The sequence below is a fragment of the Halanaerobaculum tunisiense genome, assembly GCF_054657635.1.
In genome coordinates, this window is the sequence record NZ_BAAHYI010000012.1 from 24,521 (window position 1) to 41,498 (window position 16,978).

A 16,978-nucleotide genomic window follows, 5' to 3' on the forward strand; every position below is an offset into this window, starting at 1 on the left:
TAATTTTGCTGTAATAAAAGTATATTTACCAAAATTAGGAATTTAATAAGTGCGAAATGGATTAAATTGTAATTTGGGATAACTTATTTTTTGTGTTATAATTAACATAAAAGTAAAATTATTACTTTAAAATTCAATTTATTAATCAGATGTATAATATTAATTCTAGACATGAATAACATAATCATGTATATTGTAATTATGTCCACTAAGTTTAATGTAAGAAAGGAGTTTTTAATCATGACCTGTCCGTTATTATTGATGGCTAATAAAAATTGTTCGACTCACAAAAGAACAAATGACTATAATTGTCAACAAGAAGATTGTACTTGGTTTGATAACCAAAAAGGAATTTGTAAATTAAATAAGGCAAAATACATGCATGATTATGTTCAAAAAACACTCCAAGGATTATAAAAAAGCCAGCTTGAACTGGCTTAAAAGTTAAGTATTCCTTTTTAATCCCTTCTCTAGCGCTTCCCGCATTACTTTCACTGGTGCCTTCTTACCTGTCCAAATTTCAAAAGCAATCACCCCTTGGTAAAGAAGCATGCCTAATCCACTTAAAGTTGCTGCTCCTTTCTTCTTAGCTACTTGTAATAAAACTGTCTCTTGGGGATTATAAACTAAATCAGAAACTAATAAATCAGAGTGTAATAAATCAGCTGGGATTACTGGTTCTACTTCTGTCTGAGGATACATCCCTACTGGAGTAGTATCAACTACTAAGTCCAATCTTTCCATCTTTTCAGCTAACCTCTCTTTGCTTAATGATATAGCCTTTCCTGTTACCTCTAACTGCTTATTGATCTCCTCAATAAGTGCTTTAGCCTTCTTTACTGTTCGATTAGCAATATATAATTCACTGACTCCTGCTAAAGCTAATTGAAAAGCCACAGCTCTGGCAGCTCCTCCAGCCCCAACTACTAACACTTTCTTAGCAGCTGGATTAAAATCAGCTTCTTCTTGCAATGACCTAAGATATCCTCTCCCGTCTGTATTATGACCAATCAATTTTCCCGCCTGGTTTTCAATAGTATTAACTGCTCCAATCAACCTAGCTTCTTCAGAGAGCTCATCTAAATGAGGAAGCACCTGTTGTTTATGCGGAATAGTTAAATTAGCCCCCTTAATATCTAAGCCACGAATTCCAGCTACTGCCTGAGCCAACTTATCCTCTTTAACCGCCCACGGTAGGTATAAATTATTAAGTCCTAGCTCCTGAAAAGCCCTATTATGCATTACAGGAGATAAAGAATGTTCCACTGGATCTCCCAATAAACCAGTAATCTCAGTATTAGCTAACTTAGTTTCTGCTAACTGCTCCATGCTAACTCCTCCCTGAATAACTTCGCATTGTATATGACTACCTTATTAACAACAATCTATTTCAGTTAAATCCTCTACATTTACTTCCTCTTTAGTAACAAAATACTTAGAATAAAAATAAGTAATAATAATTGCTAGCACAACCCTCATTCCTAATATAATAAATACATTACCACCAATCGACGCAAATAACAAAGTATCTTCTATTACAGCATGACAAATAACTAAAAAAATAGATAACGGCATTAAATCCTGAGAATGAAGTTTATCATCTTCTACTTCCCGCAATATTATCCCAGCTCCATACAAAAGACCAAACATCTGAGCAGCTATTAATGGTAAAGCAGCATTTTTAGATAATTTAAAATGTTTTAGTATTGGCTTAAACAAAGCAGAAACTTTGTTTAAAACTCCTTTTTCATCAGCTATTTCAATCCCAATCAATAAGGGAAAGATAATTAAAGCAACTTTTTTTAACATATCAAAACTACCACTTACTATTTCAGTTAATAAACTTGACCATTCCATATTTTCACTCCCCCTACAACACTACATTTAAAGTGATCCCTGCTGCTATAGACAAACCTACTCGCAAAAAAATTAATGGTAATACCCGACCGCTAATTTTTTTAATCACTGCTGCCTCGATAATCAAACTGTGGGATAGTCCTAACATAGTTCCTAAAATAGTAATCTCTTTAATTCCTAAATTTAAACTAGCCATTGCTCCTAAAGCTCCATAAATATTTAACAAATAACCAGTTATCAAAGCTATCACTGCTTCTCCCGGCAACCCTAATAACTTCATCAGGGGGCCAAAAAATTGAGCTAACCATCTAATAATTCCTATATGCTTTAGGATTGTAACTATTATGTAAACAGGTATAATAACCTTAATTAAACTAGTATAAGTTGAAAATGCTTTTTTAGCACCACGTTTGGCTGCTTTTAACATTAGTTTCACCTCCTGAAATAAAATATAATTATTATCACTTATATTGTATGAACTCTCCTTTTAATTAACAACATCTATCTACAAAAAATAAATAAAAACTGATATCTGTAACACTGAAAAATACCACTATATATCAAAAAAAAGAAAAAGGATCTTAACCTAATAGGCCAGCTCCTTTAGCTAAAATTACATTTATTGCACTCTGAACATTTCTTTAATAATATTTTAAAGCAACGAGGACATCTAATCTTTTCTATGTCTTTAACTTTATATCCACATTGAGAACAAACTCGCACCTGTTTATTAGTATCACATTCCATTTTACCACCTGCCTTGCTAACTATTAAGCAACCTGTATCTTTTCAGCTAATCTTCTCCCCACAGCTATTTCCTGTAGATTCCTTTTTAAAATGATTGGCCCGCCAGGAATCTTTTCCGCACAGGAAACTTCAGCCCCTTCAGAAATACCAAATCGTACTGCTTGGGCTCGCATCTCTCTATCTGGAATAGAAGTAATCTGAAATTCATCGCCTCGTTTTACATCGGCTAAAGTCATATTTAACCCCTCCTTAAACTGATAATCTTTCTCAATAATATATAGAATAAAAACCATTATCATTTACTACCTTTATTATACTATATGCCTCCTTAAAAGTCAATATAACTTAACCAAAAAAAGAAAATAGCCCCAGACAAAATCGCCTGGGACTTTAATTATTAATTACTCTTCAATTGCTTCTGTTGGACAATCACTTGCGCATGCTCCACAATCAACACAAGTATCAGCATCAATATTGTATTGAGTGTCTCCTTCAGAAATTGCATCAGTAGGACAAGTCTCCGCACATACTCCACAAGAGATACAAGCATCAGTAATAGTATAAGCCATTTTTGTCACCTCTTTTGAATTAATGATATTATGTAAGTCATATTTTCACTACTTATATAGTAGCATATTTAGCAGTAATTATCAATTGTAGATTAAAAACATAAATGAAAATCATAATCATTTAGCAAAAAATGGATAGCCTCCCCACATTCTTGCCACTACCCGTAAAACCCAAGCTTATAAACTGATACTTAAAATAGTATTATAATTAGATGAATTGGGCTACAAGTCCTCCAACAACAAAAGCTGTTACCCAACTTCCACACCAGATTGCTAGTGATTCTTTCCAGCCTCGTTCCTTAATTATAATCATCATTGCTGCACTGCAGGGTACAAAGAGAGTAATCGTAATTAAGGAAATAGTTGTCTGCGCTGCTGTCATACTTAAGCTACTTAAACCAGCTGCTCCAAAGTCACGTCTAACGATCCCCATAATAAAAGCAGTAGCTGCTTCCTTAGGTAGCTCTAACCAACCAACTGTAATAGGCGCTACAGCATTTTGAATAGCTGTTAAAATCCCAAAATACTGCATAATCGTAATAATTACTGAACCTAAAACGAAGATAGGTCCTGCCTCTTTAATAAAAGATTTAGATTTAATATAAGTCTTTTGGACTACATTACTTAATTTAGGCATTCTAAGTGGTGGTAAATCAATCAGTAAATCAGTTGAATCACCTGGCATAACTCGATTTAAGAAAGTACCTGCTAATACATAAACAGCTACAATAGTAGTTACATAAATTATAAAGTACTTAACACCTAAAGGAGCTATCAAACCAGCTATAACACCTAATTGAGCCGAGCAAGGAATTGCTAAACCTAACAAAAAGACAGCAATAGTCCTTTCTCTTTTAGAGCCTAACAAGCGTGTTGTAATAGTAGCCATTGTAACACAGCCAAAACCAAGTAACATCGGAATAATTGCTCGCCCATTCATTCCTAAAGCTGTTAGTAACCGATCAACTAATGCTGCAATCCGCGGTAGATAACCTGAATCTTCTAAAATAGCTAAGAACAAATAAAAACCGATCACCAAAGGTAATAATAAGCCAAAAGTATAAGTTACAGCCATTGTTAAAACACCAAAGTCACCTACTAATAACTGACTAATAAAAGAGGACTGAGGTAAAATGTTACCAACAATTCCTTTAATGAAAGGTTCATATGTTTCAGCAAATACAACTCCTTCAGTAAAATCAACAATAGTCTGGGCTATAAAGACACCAATGAACTTATATAAGCCATATAATACAGCTAATAACATTGGAATTCCTGTCCAAGGGTTAACCATCCATCTACCTAGTTTAGTCTTAAAGTTAGCCCCTTCTTCCTGCTGACTAACTATTTGATCAGTTACCTTATTAACTCGTTTTCTTCTTGTTTTATAAATATCTTCCTGATAATCTAGTGGTTCAACTCCATTCTTCTCCGCTACATGAGGATCACCTTCTAAAACTAATACTGCTTCTGCTTGATTAGTAACCTTCTCTTGGGTAGCAGCTAATTCAGATTGTAACTCTAAACCACTAACTCCTACTTGAGCCTGCTTAACTGCTTCTTTTACCTCAGCTAGTCCTTCTCCCTGAGGGGCTATTGTAGGAATTACAGGTACTCCTAATTCAGCACTTAAAGCATCTATATCTATCTCTAACCCTTGGGCTTTAGCTTCATCCATCATATTTAAAGCTACTACTATTGGAATCCCCATATCAATAATCTGTTGGGTTAAAAATAAATCACGTTCTAAATGAACGGCATCAACTACATTAACTACTACATCAGCCGAAGCAATTACATCACGAGCCACTCGTTCTTCATCATTAAAGGAAGAAACACCATAAACTCCTGGCGTATCAATTACTACATCCTCTCCATACATCCCAGAACTAAGATCTAAAGTAGTACCCGGATAGTTAGAGACATCAACATAAGCCCCCGTAAATGAATTAAAGAAAATCGATTTTCCTACATTAGGATTCCCGGCTAAAACGATCTTTTGCGCTCCCTCTGGGATATCTACTTGTTTACTAATATCACAGCAACTCATCTTATCAATTCCTCCTTAGAATTATTTAATTATTATCTCGTTAAATATCAGAATTAGATTAAATAATTTCTACCTGTTCTGCTAATCTTCTTCCAACAGCAATCTCCTGTAAATTCTGCTTTAAGATCACTGGACCACCAGGTATTTTTTCAGCGCAAGATACTTCAGCCCCTTCCGAAATACCAAAGCGCACTGCTTGGGCCCTGATCTCTCTGTCAGGAATAGAAGCAATTTCAAAGGCATCTCCTTGCTCAACTTCCGCTAAAGTCATAATTAACCTCCTCTATTTTCTAATCTAATTATTTTAAAGTGAAATTCATTATCAACAGTAAACAAAAAAATAATCTCTTTAGTTTAAAAAACCACAAAAATCCAATTTTTTATAAATTCGAGCCCAAGATCGTCTCGAAAATAATACCGGAATTTCTCTTGCTTTAGCCTTAGCTTTAACCTTCTCACATAAGTTATGACCTATATAATCAGTTAATACCAATACCATATCCATCTCTTGAGCCACTCTACAATTCTGGCACTTGCGCCCGGAAATATGTTTAATACAGTTGAAGCCACACTGACTTAATCGCTCAGGAATCTTCCCTAATCTATCACCACCTACAATTAAAACTGACACTTTTCCTCCTCCTAAATCTATAGTACTGAAAATCATTTTCAATTAACTGTCATAATTATTTTAACAGGACTACTCTCTTTTGTCAAGAGTACTTCTTAATCCCTTCCTTATCCACTTCTTCTAACCAGTAAGTTATCTTCTCTCCTTGAAAAACTAAATCAGGATTAAGCTCACACAAAGGCACTAAGACAAAAGCCCTATTATGAAGTCTAGGATGAGGAATCGTCAGCTGAGAATCATTTAAATTAAGGTCATTATAAAATAAAATATCAACATCAATCGTTCTTGGCCCCCACTTGATTTGTCGTGTTCTATCCAACTTTTCTTCTACCTTTTGACACTCTGCTAGCAAGTCATAAGGGGCCAACTCTGTCTCTAACTCCAAACATAAATTCAAAAATTTAGGCTGCTCAGTATAACCCCAAGGTTCTGTCTCATAAACAGAAGAAAGCTCCTTTAGTTCTGTCTGCGGAAAACTTGCAATCAAATCAACTGCCTGATCTAGATTTTTCTCTCTATCTCCTTGATTACTGCCTAATCCTAAATAAACACTAGTCAATCTGATCACTTCTGCTCCTTTCTATATCTACAGCTACATAATCCAAAATTCCTTTAATCGGTGCCTCAGGCTTCTTGACTCTAACAGAAATTTCTTCTACTAAACTAAATTTCTCGAGTATCTTACTAGCTATATTCTCACCTACAGCTTCTAATAACTTGTATTCCTCTTGTTGACAAATCTGTTTTACTACCTGATAAACCTGGGCATAATTGACTGATTTATCCAACTGATCAGTCCGACCAGCTTCCTGTAGATTACACTTTAATTCTAGATCTATAATAAATTTTTGCCCCAACTTATTCTCTTCCTCTAAAGCACCATGATATCCATAAAATGATAGCCCATCTAAGATAATTTTATCCATTACTTAATCCACTCTCCAAACTGCATCTGTTACTTTAGCTGCTTCTAAATTTTCTTCTACATCATGAACTCTAACTAAATCAACACCTTGCATAATCCCCATTACAGTAGTAGCTACTGTGCCCTCCACTCTTTCTTTAGGAGGCACTTGTAATATATCTCCAATCATTGATTTCCGAGAAGTTCCTAATAAAATTGGGTAACCTAATTCCTTTAATTCTCCTAGACGACCCATAATTTCCTCGCTTTCTGCTGTACTAATTCCAAATCCAATCCCCGGATCTAAAATAATATTTTCTTCTTTAATTCCTGCTTCTCTAGCTAGGCTAATACTTTCTTGTAAAAATTCCTTCACTAAAGCTATAATATCACCTTGTTTATCGTACAACCGAGCATTATGCATAAGCACAACTGGTACATCATAATCTGCAATAACTTTAGCTAACTGTTGATCTCCTTGTAAACCCCGAACATCATTAATGATATCTGCCCCTAAATCTAATACTTCTTGGGCTACCTTAGCTTTATAAGTATCAACTGAAATAGGTAGATCTATCTTCTCTACTAATTTTTTAAGAACAGGCCTGATTCTATCTAGTTCTTGTTGAGCTGATACTTCTTTAGCTCCTGGTCTAGTTGATTCACCACCAATATCTATTATATCTGTTCCTGCTTGTACCATTGCTTGCGCTTCTTGTAAAGCCTCATCTATAGCAAAATAATCCCCACCATCAGAAAAACTATCGGGGGTAATATTCAAAATCCCCATAATATAGGTTCGGTCCCCGAAATCAAACATTACTTTACCTCCTTAGTATCTATTAGTCGTCAGCTATCAGCTATGTGTCATCAGCTAGTTCAAATTCAAAACTATAAATACAACCTCCTTAGAAAATAGTAATTACAAAGGGGAATGTTGAATTTAAAGGTTTTGAATTCCTACGAGTCCTTTGGACTCTCCGTGAAAATCTGCTGATCCTACAAGTTTCACAGAAACTTTTCGTGATAAAAATCATCTGCACACGGCACACGACACATAGCTATACTCCTAATAAATTCAATACTTCCTGCTTAGCAATAGCATCCTCCTTAAAACTACCTCTAGTAGCTGCCGTTATAGTTTCAGCTTCTGTCTGCTTAATTCCACGCATAGTCATACATAATTGTTCTGCTTCTATAACGACATATACTCCTGCTGGCTCTAAAACTTGGCCTATAGTATCAGCTATCTGGTTAGTCATTCTTTCTTGTAGTTGAGGGCGCCTAGCAACAACCTCTACTAACTTAGCTAATTTAGAAAAACCAGTTACCCTATTTTCTTGGGGTTGATAACCAATATGCACCTGGCCGTAAAAAGGTAATAAATGATGTTCACAAACCGAATAAAAGGAGATATCGTTAACTACTACTAAATCATCTGCCGTATCTTCTTCTAATACTTCTAGTACTTCAACTGGATCTTGACCAAGCCCTGAAAATATTTCTTGGTACATTTTAGCTACTCGCTGTGGCGTCTTCTCTAAACCGGCTCGTTGAGGATTCTCGCCTACTGCCTCAAGAATATTCTCTACTGCTGTCTTTAGTTGTTCTTCTTTCACTTATTATCTCTCCTTCAGTGATTCTTACTAAGACATTGCTATCAGTCTGATAATATAAATCCGGACATTAAATGCCCGGATGATTTATTTACATTGTATGCATTTTAACATATCTAGTGACTACTTCTAATTATATACTGCCCTTATTTTCATGTCAAATCAATAACTAGCTCCATAAATCAAGTTCAGAAAAATCCAGTTGAGCAAAATTCAAAAAGTTGGCCCCTAAGGTAACAAACTTCTCTGACACTCTATCTTGGTCACTAACATAAAATTTAGCTGTACCACCTGAACTAGCACTTGCTAAATCTGCTGTTTCTAATATTTTTCTTGCTTTAAGAGCAATACTGCGACCAGGATAAATTAATTTCACTTCTTCACCTACAACTTCTTTTATAACTTTTCCTAAATAAGGAAAATGAGTACAACCTAATAATAAAGTATCAATCCCTTTCCTTTTTACAGGAAGAAGATAATCCTGAGCAGTTTTTCTAGTTCGCTGACTATATAATTCACCTGCTTCCACAAGGGAAACAAAATCAGGACAAGCCTGCTCAAATACCTCCACTTGACTATCAGCACTTCTCAGCGCAGCTTGATAAGCACCACTGGAAATAGTACCTTCCGTAGCAATAACCCCTACTTTTTTATTTGTTGTATAGTCAATAGCCTTACTAACTCCTGGTTCAATAGGGCCAATAATTGGTACTGAAAATTCTTCTCGAGCCAACTGCAAGCCAGCAGCCGTAGCAGTATTACAAGCAATAATCACCATCTTAGCACCAGCAGCTACAAAGTGATCTATAATCTCAATTACAAACTCCTGTACTTCACTTTGCGAACGTTCACCATAAGGCAAATGAGCAGTATCCCCAAAATAAATAATCTCCTCCTGGGGAAACTCAGCTATTATCTCTTGCGCAATTGTTAAACCTCCCACTCCTGAATCAAATAACACAATTGGATTATCTTGCTTCATAGTCACCATCCCTATATTAAATTTACAGTTTATATTAACAATTTACAGTTAAAAATTCTAAAAAACATTTAAATATAAAAATTTAATAATTCTATATTATCTATCTTATATTAAATCACTCCAAATTATTGCTAATTTAGCAACTAAAAAGCGAGACATTGTGTCTCGCTTACTCTACTAAATTATTTTTAAATTCTAACGGCTGTTTTAAATTCAAGTGACCAACTAAAGTGTCTACTTCTTGACCTGCCACCAGAATCTGTACTTGATTAATATCTTCTAGTTGAGTTAAAGTATTAACTACTGAATAAACTGTCATTAACTCTCCAGCAGTCCCCCCAGGGTGATTAGTAACTAATTCTTGGCTAAAATCAACTTTAGCTATTCCTTCTTCAACCTCTAAGTCAAGCAACTTAACTCCCTCGGAAATTGTCTCTACTAAATTATCATTCTGAGGCCCTTTGATTAACTCCTGAATTACATTTTGATACAGCTTATTCAACTTTACCTCTCTATCTTCTACCACCAAATATTGGGCCTGCTGATTGCTAAAATATAACTTTACTTTTTGCGTAGCAAATAACTTAGGATACAATAAAATAAACCCTAAAATAACTACTATAGCAAGTATAATAGCCAGTTTTTTATTCCTTAGATCTAACATTAAGTTTCCTCCTCTAACAACAACTTAAAATACTTACTAATCCCTCGATATAATCCTACAGCAGCACTCTCTTTAAACTCAGAGTCCGCCAGCAACTCCTCTTGTTGGGGATTACTAAGAAAAGCTACTTCACTAAGTATAGCTGGCATAGTAGTATGCTCTAGGACATAGAGACCATCGCTTTTTATCCCTCGATCAAGAGTATCCAATTCTGTAACCAGTTGTTGCTGGACAAAATTAGCTAACAAGTAAGAATCATTACCTTCTTTGTCGACTACAAAAGTCTCAGTTCCTACAGGATTTTGCTCCTGATGAGAATTAGCGTGAATACTAACAAATATATCGGAGTTTAATTTATTAGCTAGCTCAGTTCGCTCTTTCAGAGGCACAAACTGATCAGTCTGTCTAGTCATAACTACCTTAGCCCCAGCTTGTTCTAGGGTCTGCTGTAATTTTAAAGCAATATCTAAAACAACATTCTTCTCTCGCAAGGAAGAACCCAAAGCCCCAGGGTCACTACCACCATGACCAGGATCTATAGTTACTACTTTACCTGCTAAATTATTTCTATTAAGCGCTACATTAATCTCTTCTATTTCTGTCTGTGGTTGATGATTTAAATTTATATCTTCTTTTAAATCAAGTACCACTCGGACATTATGCGGATTAGTAGAATATTGACTATAACGGATATTACTTACTATAGCTGACTTATCTGTTAATTTAACTTCTTCTGGCACAGTTGTATTTGGTAGATCAACTACTAACCGACTCGGATTAGTTAGCTGATAAAGTTCATAATTTCCTGTTGTTAATAAGGAAAGATTTACTTGAGGTTGTGCTTTATCATCTGTTACTTTAACCGCCTGTAATTTATTCATCAATTTAACCTGTAATTGCTCATCCACCCAATTTAACTGGTAGGGAACTAGCTGTGTTAAATCAACAACCACTCGCGTAGTACTTTTATTAAACTGAGCTATCCTGATCTCCTCGATAAAGTCAGAATCGACAGCCATTTTTTCCTTGTCTACCTCATTAATTGTATTAGGAAAATCAAAGACCAATCTATCTCGATTAGTTAAAGGTAGAACCTCTGGCTGCTGTTGATTATTCAAATTAAATGTAATTTGATTTGCCTGGTTGAATTGATAATCAACCCCTTGTAATTTAGCTAACAGAGCTTTAATCTGTAATCCAGACTCCTGCTGCATCGTTCTTAGGTTTAACGCTTCTTGCGGTTCAAAAACAACCCGAACGATATTATCCGGTTTAGTCTTATACTGGCTAATTCTAATCTGTTTAAAGAAAGAATCAGCTATTTTTAGCTGTTGGCCCTCTTTTAAAACAGCATTTTTTAAATCTATAGCTATTCGATTAGGCTCTGATAAATGAACCGGTGTCCCAGCAGTTAGATCTCCTGTAGAAGCAATCTGTAAGCGACCTTGTTTATAATCCACTCCTGTAATCAAAGGACTAACTTTAAGTAAATACTGGTAGGAATCTTTAGTTTCTTCTGTAAGTAATTTATAATCCAGATCAGCTTTTAAATCCAGTACCACTCGAGCAGTATTACGGTTAAATTGAGCTACTCGAGCTCTTTTAATTAAATCACTTTCCACTTTTAATTTCTGCAGTTCCTTATCTAAGTGAGTCCCTTCCAGATCAAGTACTAATCTATCTGGGTCCTGGAAAAATTGTAAGTCATAATCAACTTGCTTACTAACCTTGACCTTTACCCCTTCGTATTTTTCCTTCTGACAGTAATTGATCTCCTTGAGTTGAGACTGTACTTCGAGAATATCAACTACTTGTTGTCTAGAATCAGACTTAATAACTAATCCTAAAGCTTCACCTAAAGACTGTAAAGGTACCATTACTTGGTCATCTACTCGTCTAGCAGCTACAGGAAGTTTAACTAATTCATCATTTACTTGTAGATTCTTATCTCCCATTTTTAACTTAACCACCTGATCTCTGAGCTGCAAACGAAAAGTTTCTATTGAATCAAACCATTTAACCTTAACTGGTAAAGTATCTGATAACATCTGTAATGGAATTAAAATATTCTCGTCCACAATCTGATAATCCAAATCAGCAGTAACCACATTTCCATTAACCTTTAATTTAATATTCTCCGCTGCAAATAAAGAACTAGCACAACTTGCTACAATAACTATAATTAATAATCCCATTAACAGTTTTTTCGGCATCACAACAGCCTCCTAAATTAGACAATCCACTCCTAGTTTATTTATGTTATAGACTATATTAATTTTATTTCTAGTCAAATAACTAAATCCCTCTTTTAAATCCTAACTTTTACCTAACTTTTGACCATCCTTCTGGGAAGCAAAATATTCTTTAATCCCTGCTACAATTCCTTGCGCCACTTGCTGTTGGAAATCATCACTAGCTAATAATTCTTCCTCACGCGGATTAGATAAAAAGGCTGTTTCTACCAAAATAGCAGGCATTTCTGTCTTACGTAAGACAGAAAAATTAGCCGCCTTTAGCCCCTTATCCATTAGACCAGCTACCTGTTGTAATTCACTTTGGACATACCAGGCCAAAGCCCAATTTTTTTCGGAAGCATACCAGTGAGCATAAGTAGAACTACCACTAATTTCAGCTCGAGGATTGGAATTAGCATGAATACTAACAAAGGCATCTGCACCCCAATTATTAGCCTGTTGTGATCTATTAGCCAAAGTTTGAAATTGATCCTGATCACGAGTTAATTGAGTCCTAAAACCTTCCTGTTGAAATAGTCGATTTACTTTAGCAGCTATTTGATAATTAACTGTTTTTTCTTTAACACCTTCAGGTCCAATAGCCCCTGGATCCATCCCGCCATGGCCAGGATCAACTACTATTCTTTTCGTCCTTAATTTAAGATCATTTCCTTCAGCTGATGATTGACTGATGATTGAAGAAGTAACTACTTGCGAGCTGCTCTCAACCTCTAACACCAAACCAGAACCTTTAGATCTAACCTGATAGTTGCTGATCTGCTTAAGATCAACTACAACTCTAACTACTGCTGGATTAAACTTAAATTGACTGACCCTTATCTGTTTAACTGCCTGATTATTAACTGCTAAATTAGACGTCGCCTGGTCTAAACTAACATCATATAAATCAACCACTAATCGCTGTGGTTGCTGGTATAAATCTAACTTATAATCCACTTGGTCTGTAGTCTGAATCACTACCTGAGAAGTAGCACCTGAAATATTAGTGCCTATATCAGTTACTCTATTAGACTGATAATAGATTGTTTTACTACTTCCTTCCCAAGTCAGTTGGCCACCATAAATCTTAGGCACTAAGCGCATGGGAACTAATACTTGGTTATTAAGTAACCTGATCTTAGCCTGTAAAGGAATAATTTTTCCATTAATCTTGGCTATTCTACTTCCTACTTTAAGGGAAAGTTGTGACTGGCGATTAGTTACTTTCACAACTTCCTGCTGTGAATCCCAATCTAACTCTGCCCCAAATTGATCAGCTAAACCAGAGGCTGAGATCAGTGCTCTGCCATTAACTATTACTAATTCGGTAGTTACTGGTTCTCCATTAATTACTAAATCAACTTCTTCAGCTGCAACTGGAAAAGATAGAAAAACCATTAGAGCAACCATAGATAGAATCAATCTAAATCTAAACTCCAATTACTTAGCTCCTCTCTTATATTAACTAGTACTATATTGAGTAGTAAAATTAATTTACAATTGTATCCTATCTACTACTTCTTTTTGATGGTTAACAAATTTAAATTGTAAATTACAACTAAAATCTAATTGCTCTTTGTTAACCTGAACTATATCACAGGGAATATCGATTATTTCTAAACCAAATTGGTTTTTAGTAGTATAAGATCTTACTTTAATTACTACTTCATCATTAGCAGGATGCTGAATTATCTCCTCTATCTCAATATCAGATCCTGGTCTACTATTCTCAGTTAAGGTGACATAAATTAAAAAGTAATTGCTATAATCAATATCTAAAGTAGCTAACTGTTGGTGATACTTAGGTAAATTTAATTTATCCTCTTCTTTAAGTAAAACTAAACCTTTAACCTCTGTGTCTATCAACTCTAAGTTATTAACTTTTATTTCTTTATCAGTTACATGAGTAAAAGATATCCGCTGTAATTTATTAAAACCTAATTTTCCCCACACCAAATCATCCCTCCCTTGATAAAACCAATCTCTTCTTTAAAGTTTCAATGTTCAACCAACAAATCCTTTTTTAAAAAAATACCATTCCTATTTACTAACATAGTTGTAGATTTATCATGAAGTGGTCGTGAGACCCGAAAGGTGTGCTGTGTGCGGATGCTTTTTATCACGAAAAGTTTCTGTGAAACTTGTAGGATCAGCAGATTTTCACGGAGAGTCCAAAGGACTCGTAGGAATTCAAAACCTTTAAATTCAACATCTAATCCCCTTATCATTGCTATATTTTAAAGGGGTTAAACTAGATCTGTGGTTTTGAATTTGAATTAGCACATAGCACATAGCTGACAGCTGATAGCTGTGGCACGAAAGTGCCACATTTTAACTGTAAATTATAAACTGTACACTATTAAAGCATCTCTGCTATATATATATTACACCAGAAGCCAAAAAATAATAAATGGCCCCCTAAAGGGGCCAATTAGATTTATAAAATTAAATCTTCATCCTTTTCGGGCCGAGACTCAAATTCGTCTTTCATATTAGCAAATCCTTCTCTACCTAGCACACTATAAGCATACTTTTTACCTAACTCTACACCAGGTTGGTTAAAGGCATTAATATTATATAGTTCTCCACTCATAGCAGTCTGTAGTTCAAACAAATAGAAGAACTGACCTAGAGTAAAGGCATTTACTTCTGGGAATTTAACTGTACAATTGAGACGATTATTCTTAGTTAAAGCTAATTCAGTAGCTTTCTTTTCTGTAGTAATTAGTTCATTGAATGTATGACCACCTAGATAAGAAACTCCAGAGATATCCTCATATTCAGATCCAATCTCTAATTCTGCCTGGAAGTTCTCTACTTCTAAGAAAGTAACAACTTTATCATAAGGACCTTCCATATATAACTGAGCTTGTGAATGTTGATCCGTAGCACCTAATGCTTTAATTGGTGTCGGGCCAACATTAACAATATTACCTTCTCGATCAACTTCCTTACCTAAGGATTCAGCCCATAATTGTCGATACCAGTCAGCAACATCCTTAAGTACATGAGCATAAGGCATCATAACAGACATTGACTTACCATCTTGGTCAGCTAAATACTGTAATACGGCATTTAAATAAGCAGGGTTGGCCCATAAATCATCTGTATTACACAATTCAGCCATATATCCAGCCCCAGCTAATAACTCCTCAATATCAACTCCTGTAAAAGCAGCAGATACTAATCCAACTGGACTTAAAACAGAGAAGCGACCACCTACTGTTTCAGGAATATGAAAAGTCTTAAATCCTTCTTCTTTAGCAATTTTAATTAAATTACCAGAATCTTTACTAGTAGTAGCAATAAAGTGATTACTAACAGCATCTTCACCAAGTTCTTCAGCTATTGCTTCTCGAGCAGTTAAGAACTGGCTCATTGTTTCAGCAGTTCCACCAGATTTAGTAATCACATTAAACATTGTTTTTTCCAGGTCTAATTTATCTAATAAAGAGTTTAACCGAGTAGGATCCACATTATCTGGAGTAAATAATCGTGGGCAACCATCTCTAGCTTCCTCTTTTAGATTATAATAAGGATCATTTAAGGCAGTTTGTAGGGCAATATTACCTAAGGCAGAACCACCAATTCCGATTACTACAAAGTTATCATAATCCTCGCGATTAGCTACAGCAAATTCTTTAATCTCTTTAGCAACCTCTTGATGAGTTTCAGGAAGTTCCATCCAATCCAGTTCTCCTGCTTCTTTAGCTTCTAAAATAGCTTCATGTCCCTGAGTTACTTTCTCTTGCATAGCTTCTACATCTTCACGTCTATAGCCATGCTCAGTTCCTATTTTATCAACAAACATATTATTGACATCCAACTTGAGACACATTGACTCTTTCCAATCTTGATCTTGATAACGTTTACTCATTTCTTAATTCCTCCTCTTATTTTATTATCAGCTTATTTTAAAAAAATATTCTCTACTTCAAGCGTTTTCATCTTCTTCTCTAAATAAATAAAATAAATATAATATCTTCCTGTTATACCATTCTACTATATCATTTAATTTCCTGCAAAAAATTATTTTTTTATCTTTTTCAATAAAAAAAGAGCAACGTGTAATAACACATTGCTTGGTAGTTAAACTACTTTATGAAATTCTTCTACTTCTTCTAAATTATCTATTTTAGCTCTAAAAGATTCTCTAGCCACTGCAAATTTCTTTTGGCGTAGTAAAGATATAGTCTTATTACCGTAAAACTTCCATTCACCTCTATAAGTTACTTCTAAATCTAAATAACCCATAAATCCTAACACATCTTTTAGAGGATAACCAAAGAAAATTCCTATCTCATGAGGAAAATCCTGTTGTTGTAATCTCTGTTTTAAATAATTAATGTAACCAACTAGATTATAATCTTGAGGATAACCTATCTCCTGCAAAAACTTAAGTACATTAGATTGTCTAAGTTGCTCTTCTAAAGCTGATTGATGATAAAAAAGAACCTTCTGCCTCCCTTGCTTACGACCTAACTCTACAATCTCTAATTGATCATAAGCTAATAAAGTCTGCTTACAGTGATGCCAACGACTAGCATCCAATTTAATCCTTCTCATTTCAGTGGGCTTAACCCCCATAATTGTAGCTCCTATTCTTCTTAATAAACACTTACAGTACTTCTGACAACAACTAGCTTGTTCATTAGTTACTTTCCTCATTGTTATCCTCCTTATATATTAATTGATATTGGTTTTCATTTTCCATTAGTATATCA

General features: G+C 34.9%; 20 protein-coding genes. 1 reads left to right on the forward strand and 19 read right to left on the reverse strand.

The window, feature by feature from the left end; all coding sequences use genetic code 11:
* The first annotated feature begins 240 nt into the window (after positions 1–240).
* Positions 241–417, forward strand: a complete 177-nt coding sequence (locus ACYQ3D_RS10320) for a hypothetical protein (protein ID WP_459838288.1) — start codon at positions 241–243, stop codon at positions 415–417.
* A 27-nt stretch (positions 418–444) separates the two neighbouring features.
* Here the strand turns inward: ACYQ3D_RS10320 and ACYQ3D_RS10325 are convergent, their stop codons facing one another.
* From ACYQ3D_RS10325 to ACYQ3D_RS10415, 19 genes are all read right to left on the reverse strand, one after another.
* Entirely contained in the window at positions 445–1,329 is an 885-nt protein-coding gene (locus tag ACYQ3D_RS10325; RefSeq protein WP_459838289.1) for a shikimate dehydrogenase, read from the reverse strand.
* A 45-nt stretch (positions 1,330–1,374) separates the two neighbouring features.
* On the reverse strand, positions 1,375–1,857 hold the full coding sequence (locus ACYQ3D_RS10330; RefSeq protein ID WP_459838291.1) for a nucleoside recognition domain-containing protein: 483 nt from the start codon (positions 1,855–1,857) through the stop codon (positions 1,375–1,377).
* Positions 1,858–1,870: 13 nt separating this feature from the next.
* Positions 1,871–2,284, reverse strand: coding sequence for a nucleoside recognition domain-containing protein (locus ACYQ3D_RS10335; protein WP_459838293.1), 414 nt, complete (start codon positions 2,282–2,284; stop codon positions 1,871–1,873).
* A gap of 343 nt (positions 2,285–2,627) precedes the next feature.
* Complete coding sequence (locus ACYQ3D_RS10340) at positions 2,628–2,840, reverse strand: FeoA family protein (RefSeq protein ID WP_459838294.1); 213 nt, start codon at positions 2,838–2,840, stop codon at positions 2,628–2,630.
* A 165-nt stretch (positions 2,841–3,005) separates the two neighbouring features.
* The gene (locus ACYQ3D_RS10345; protein WP_459838295.1) at positions 3,006–3,173 is read right to left on the reverse strand and encodes a DUF362 domain-containing protein; all 168 of its coding nucleotides are present in this window, start codon (positions 3,171–3,173) and stop codon (positions 3,006–3,008) included.
* 208 nt (positions 3,174–3,381) lie between these two features.
* Complete coding sequence (feoB, locus tag ACYQ3D_RS10350) at positions 3,382–5,223, reverse strand: ferrous iron transport protein B (RefSeq protein ID WP_459838296.1); 1,842 nt, start codon at positions 5,221–5,223, stop codon at positions 3,382–3,384.
* A 58-nt stretch (positions 5,224–5,281) separates the two neighbouring features.
* On the reverse strand, positions 5,282–5,494 hold the full coding sequence (locus ACYQ3D_RS10355) for a FeoA family protein (protein ID WP_459838297.1): 213 nt from the start codon (positions 5,492–5,494) through the stop codon (positions 5,282–5,284).
* Between the two features lie 78 nt (positions 5,495–5,572).
* A complete protein-coding gene (locus tag ACYQ3D_RS10360; protein WP_459838298.1) occupies positions 5,573–5,854 on the reverse strand; it encodes a DUF2325 domain-containing protein in 282 nt (93 codons plus the stop codon).
* Positions 5,855–5,936: 82 nt separating this feature from the next.
* A complete protein-coding gene (folK, locus tag ACYQ3D_RS10365; protein WP_459838352.1) occupies positions 5,937–6,413 on the reverse strand; it encodes a 2-amino-4-hydroxy-6-hydroxymethyldihydropteridine diphosphokinase in 477 nt (158 codons plus the stop codon).
* Positions 6,406–6,780, reverse strand: coding sequence for a dihydroneopterin aldolase (gene folB, locus ACYQ3D_RS10370; protein WP_459838299.1), 375 nt, complete (start codon positions 6,778–6,780; stop codon positions 6,406–6,408). The genes folK and folB overlap by 8 nt, the downstream gene beginning before the upstream one ends.
* Positions 6,781–6,783: 3 nt before the next feature.
* Positions 6,784–7,578 carry a dihydropteroate synthase gene (folP, locus tag ACYQ3D_RS10375; RefSeq protein WP_459838300.1) on the reverse strand — a complete coding sequence of 265 codons (795 nt, stop codon included), beginning with the start codon at positions 7,576–7,578 and terminating at the stop codon, positions 6,784–6,786.
* 241 nt (positions 7,579–7,819) lie between these two features.
* Positions 7,820–8,377 carry a GTP cyclohydrolase I FolE gene (folE, locus tag ACYQ3D_RS10380; protein ID WP_459838301.1) on the reverse strand — a complete coding sequence of 186 codons (558 nt, stop codon included), beginning with the start codon at positions 8,375–8,377 and terminating at the stop codon, positions 7,820–7,822.
* 166 nt (positions 8,378–8,543) lie between these two features.
* On the reverse strand, positions 8,544–9,356 hold the full coding sequence (murI, locus tag ACYQ3D_RS10385) for a glutamate racemase (RefSeq protein ID WP_459838302.1): 813 nt from the start codon (positions 9,354–9,356) through the stop codon (positions 8,544–8,546).
* 169 nt (positions 9,357–9,525) lie between these two features.
* Positions 9,526–10,020, reverse strand: a complete 495-nt coding sequence (locus ACYQ3D_RS10390; protein ID WP_459838303.1) for a GerMN domain-containing protein — start codon at positions 10,018–10,020, stop codon at positions 9,526–9,528.
* A complete protein-coding gene (locus ACYQ3D_RS10395; RefSeq protein ID WP_459838304.1) occupies positions 10,020–12,233 on the reverse strand; it encodes an N-acetylmuramoyl-L-alanine amidase family protein in 2,214 nt (737 codons plus the stop codon). The genes ACYQ3D_RS10390 and ACYQ3D_RS10395 overlap by 1 nt, the downstream gene beginning before the upstream one ends.
* A 102-nt stretch (positions 12,234–12,335) precedes the next feature.
* Entirely contained in the window at positions 12,336–13,694 is a 1,359-nt protein-coding gene (locus ACYQ3D_RS10400; protein ID WP_459838305.1) for an N-acetylmuramoyl-L-alanine amidase family protein, read from the reverse strand.
* A 54-nt stretch (positions 13,695–13,748) separates the two neighbouring features.
* Complete coding sequence (locus tag ACYQ3D_RS10405) at positions 13,749–14,207, reverse strand: hypothetical protein (RefSeq protein ID WP_459838306.1); 459 nt, start codon at positions 14,205–14,207, stop codon at positions 13,749–13,751.
* Between the two features lie 484 nt (positions 14,208–14,691).
* On the reverse strand, positions 14,692–16,131 hold the full coding sequence (locus ACYQ3D_RS10410) for a glucose-6-phosphate isomerase (protein ID WP_459838307.1): 1,440 nt from the start codon (positions 16,129–16,131) through the stop codon (positions 14,692–14,694).
* Positions 16,132–16,343: 212 nt separating this feature from the next.
* The gene (locus tag ACYQ3D_RS10415; RefSeq protein WP_459838308.1) at positions 16,344–16,922 is read right to left on the reverse strand and encodes a DUF3793 family protein; all 579 of its coding nucleotides are present in this window, start codon (positions 16,920–16,922) and stop codon (positions 16,344–16,346) included.
* Positions 16,923–16,978 lie beyond the last annotated feature (56 nt).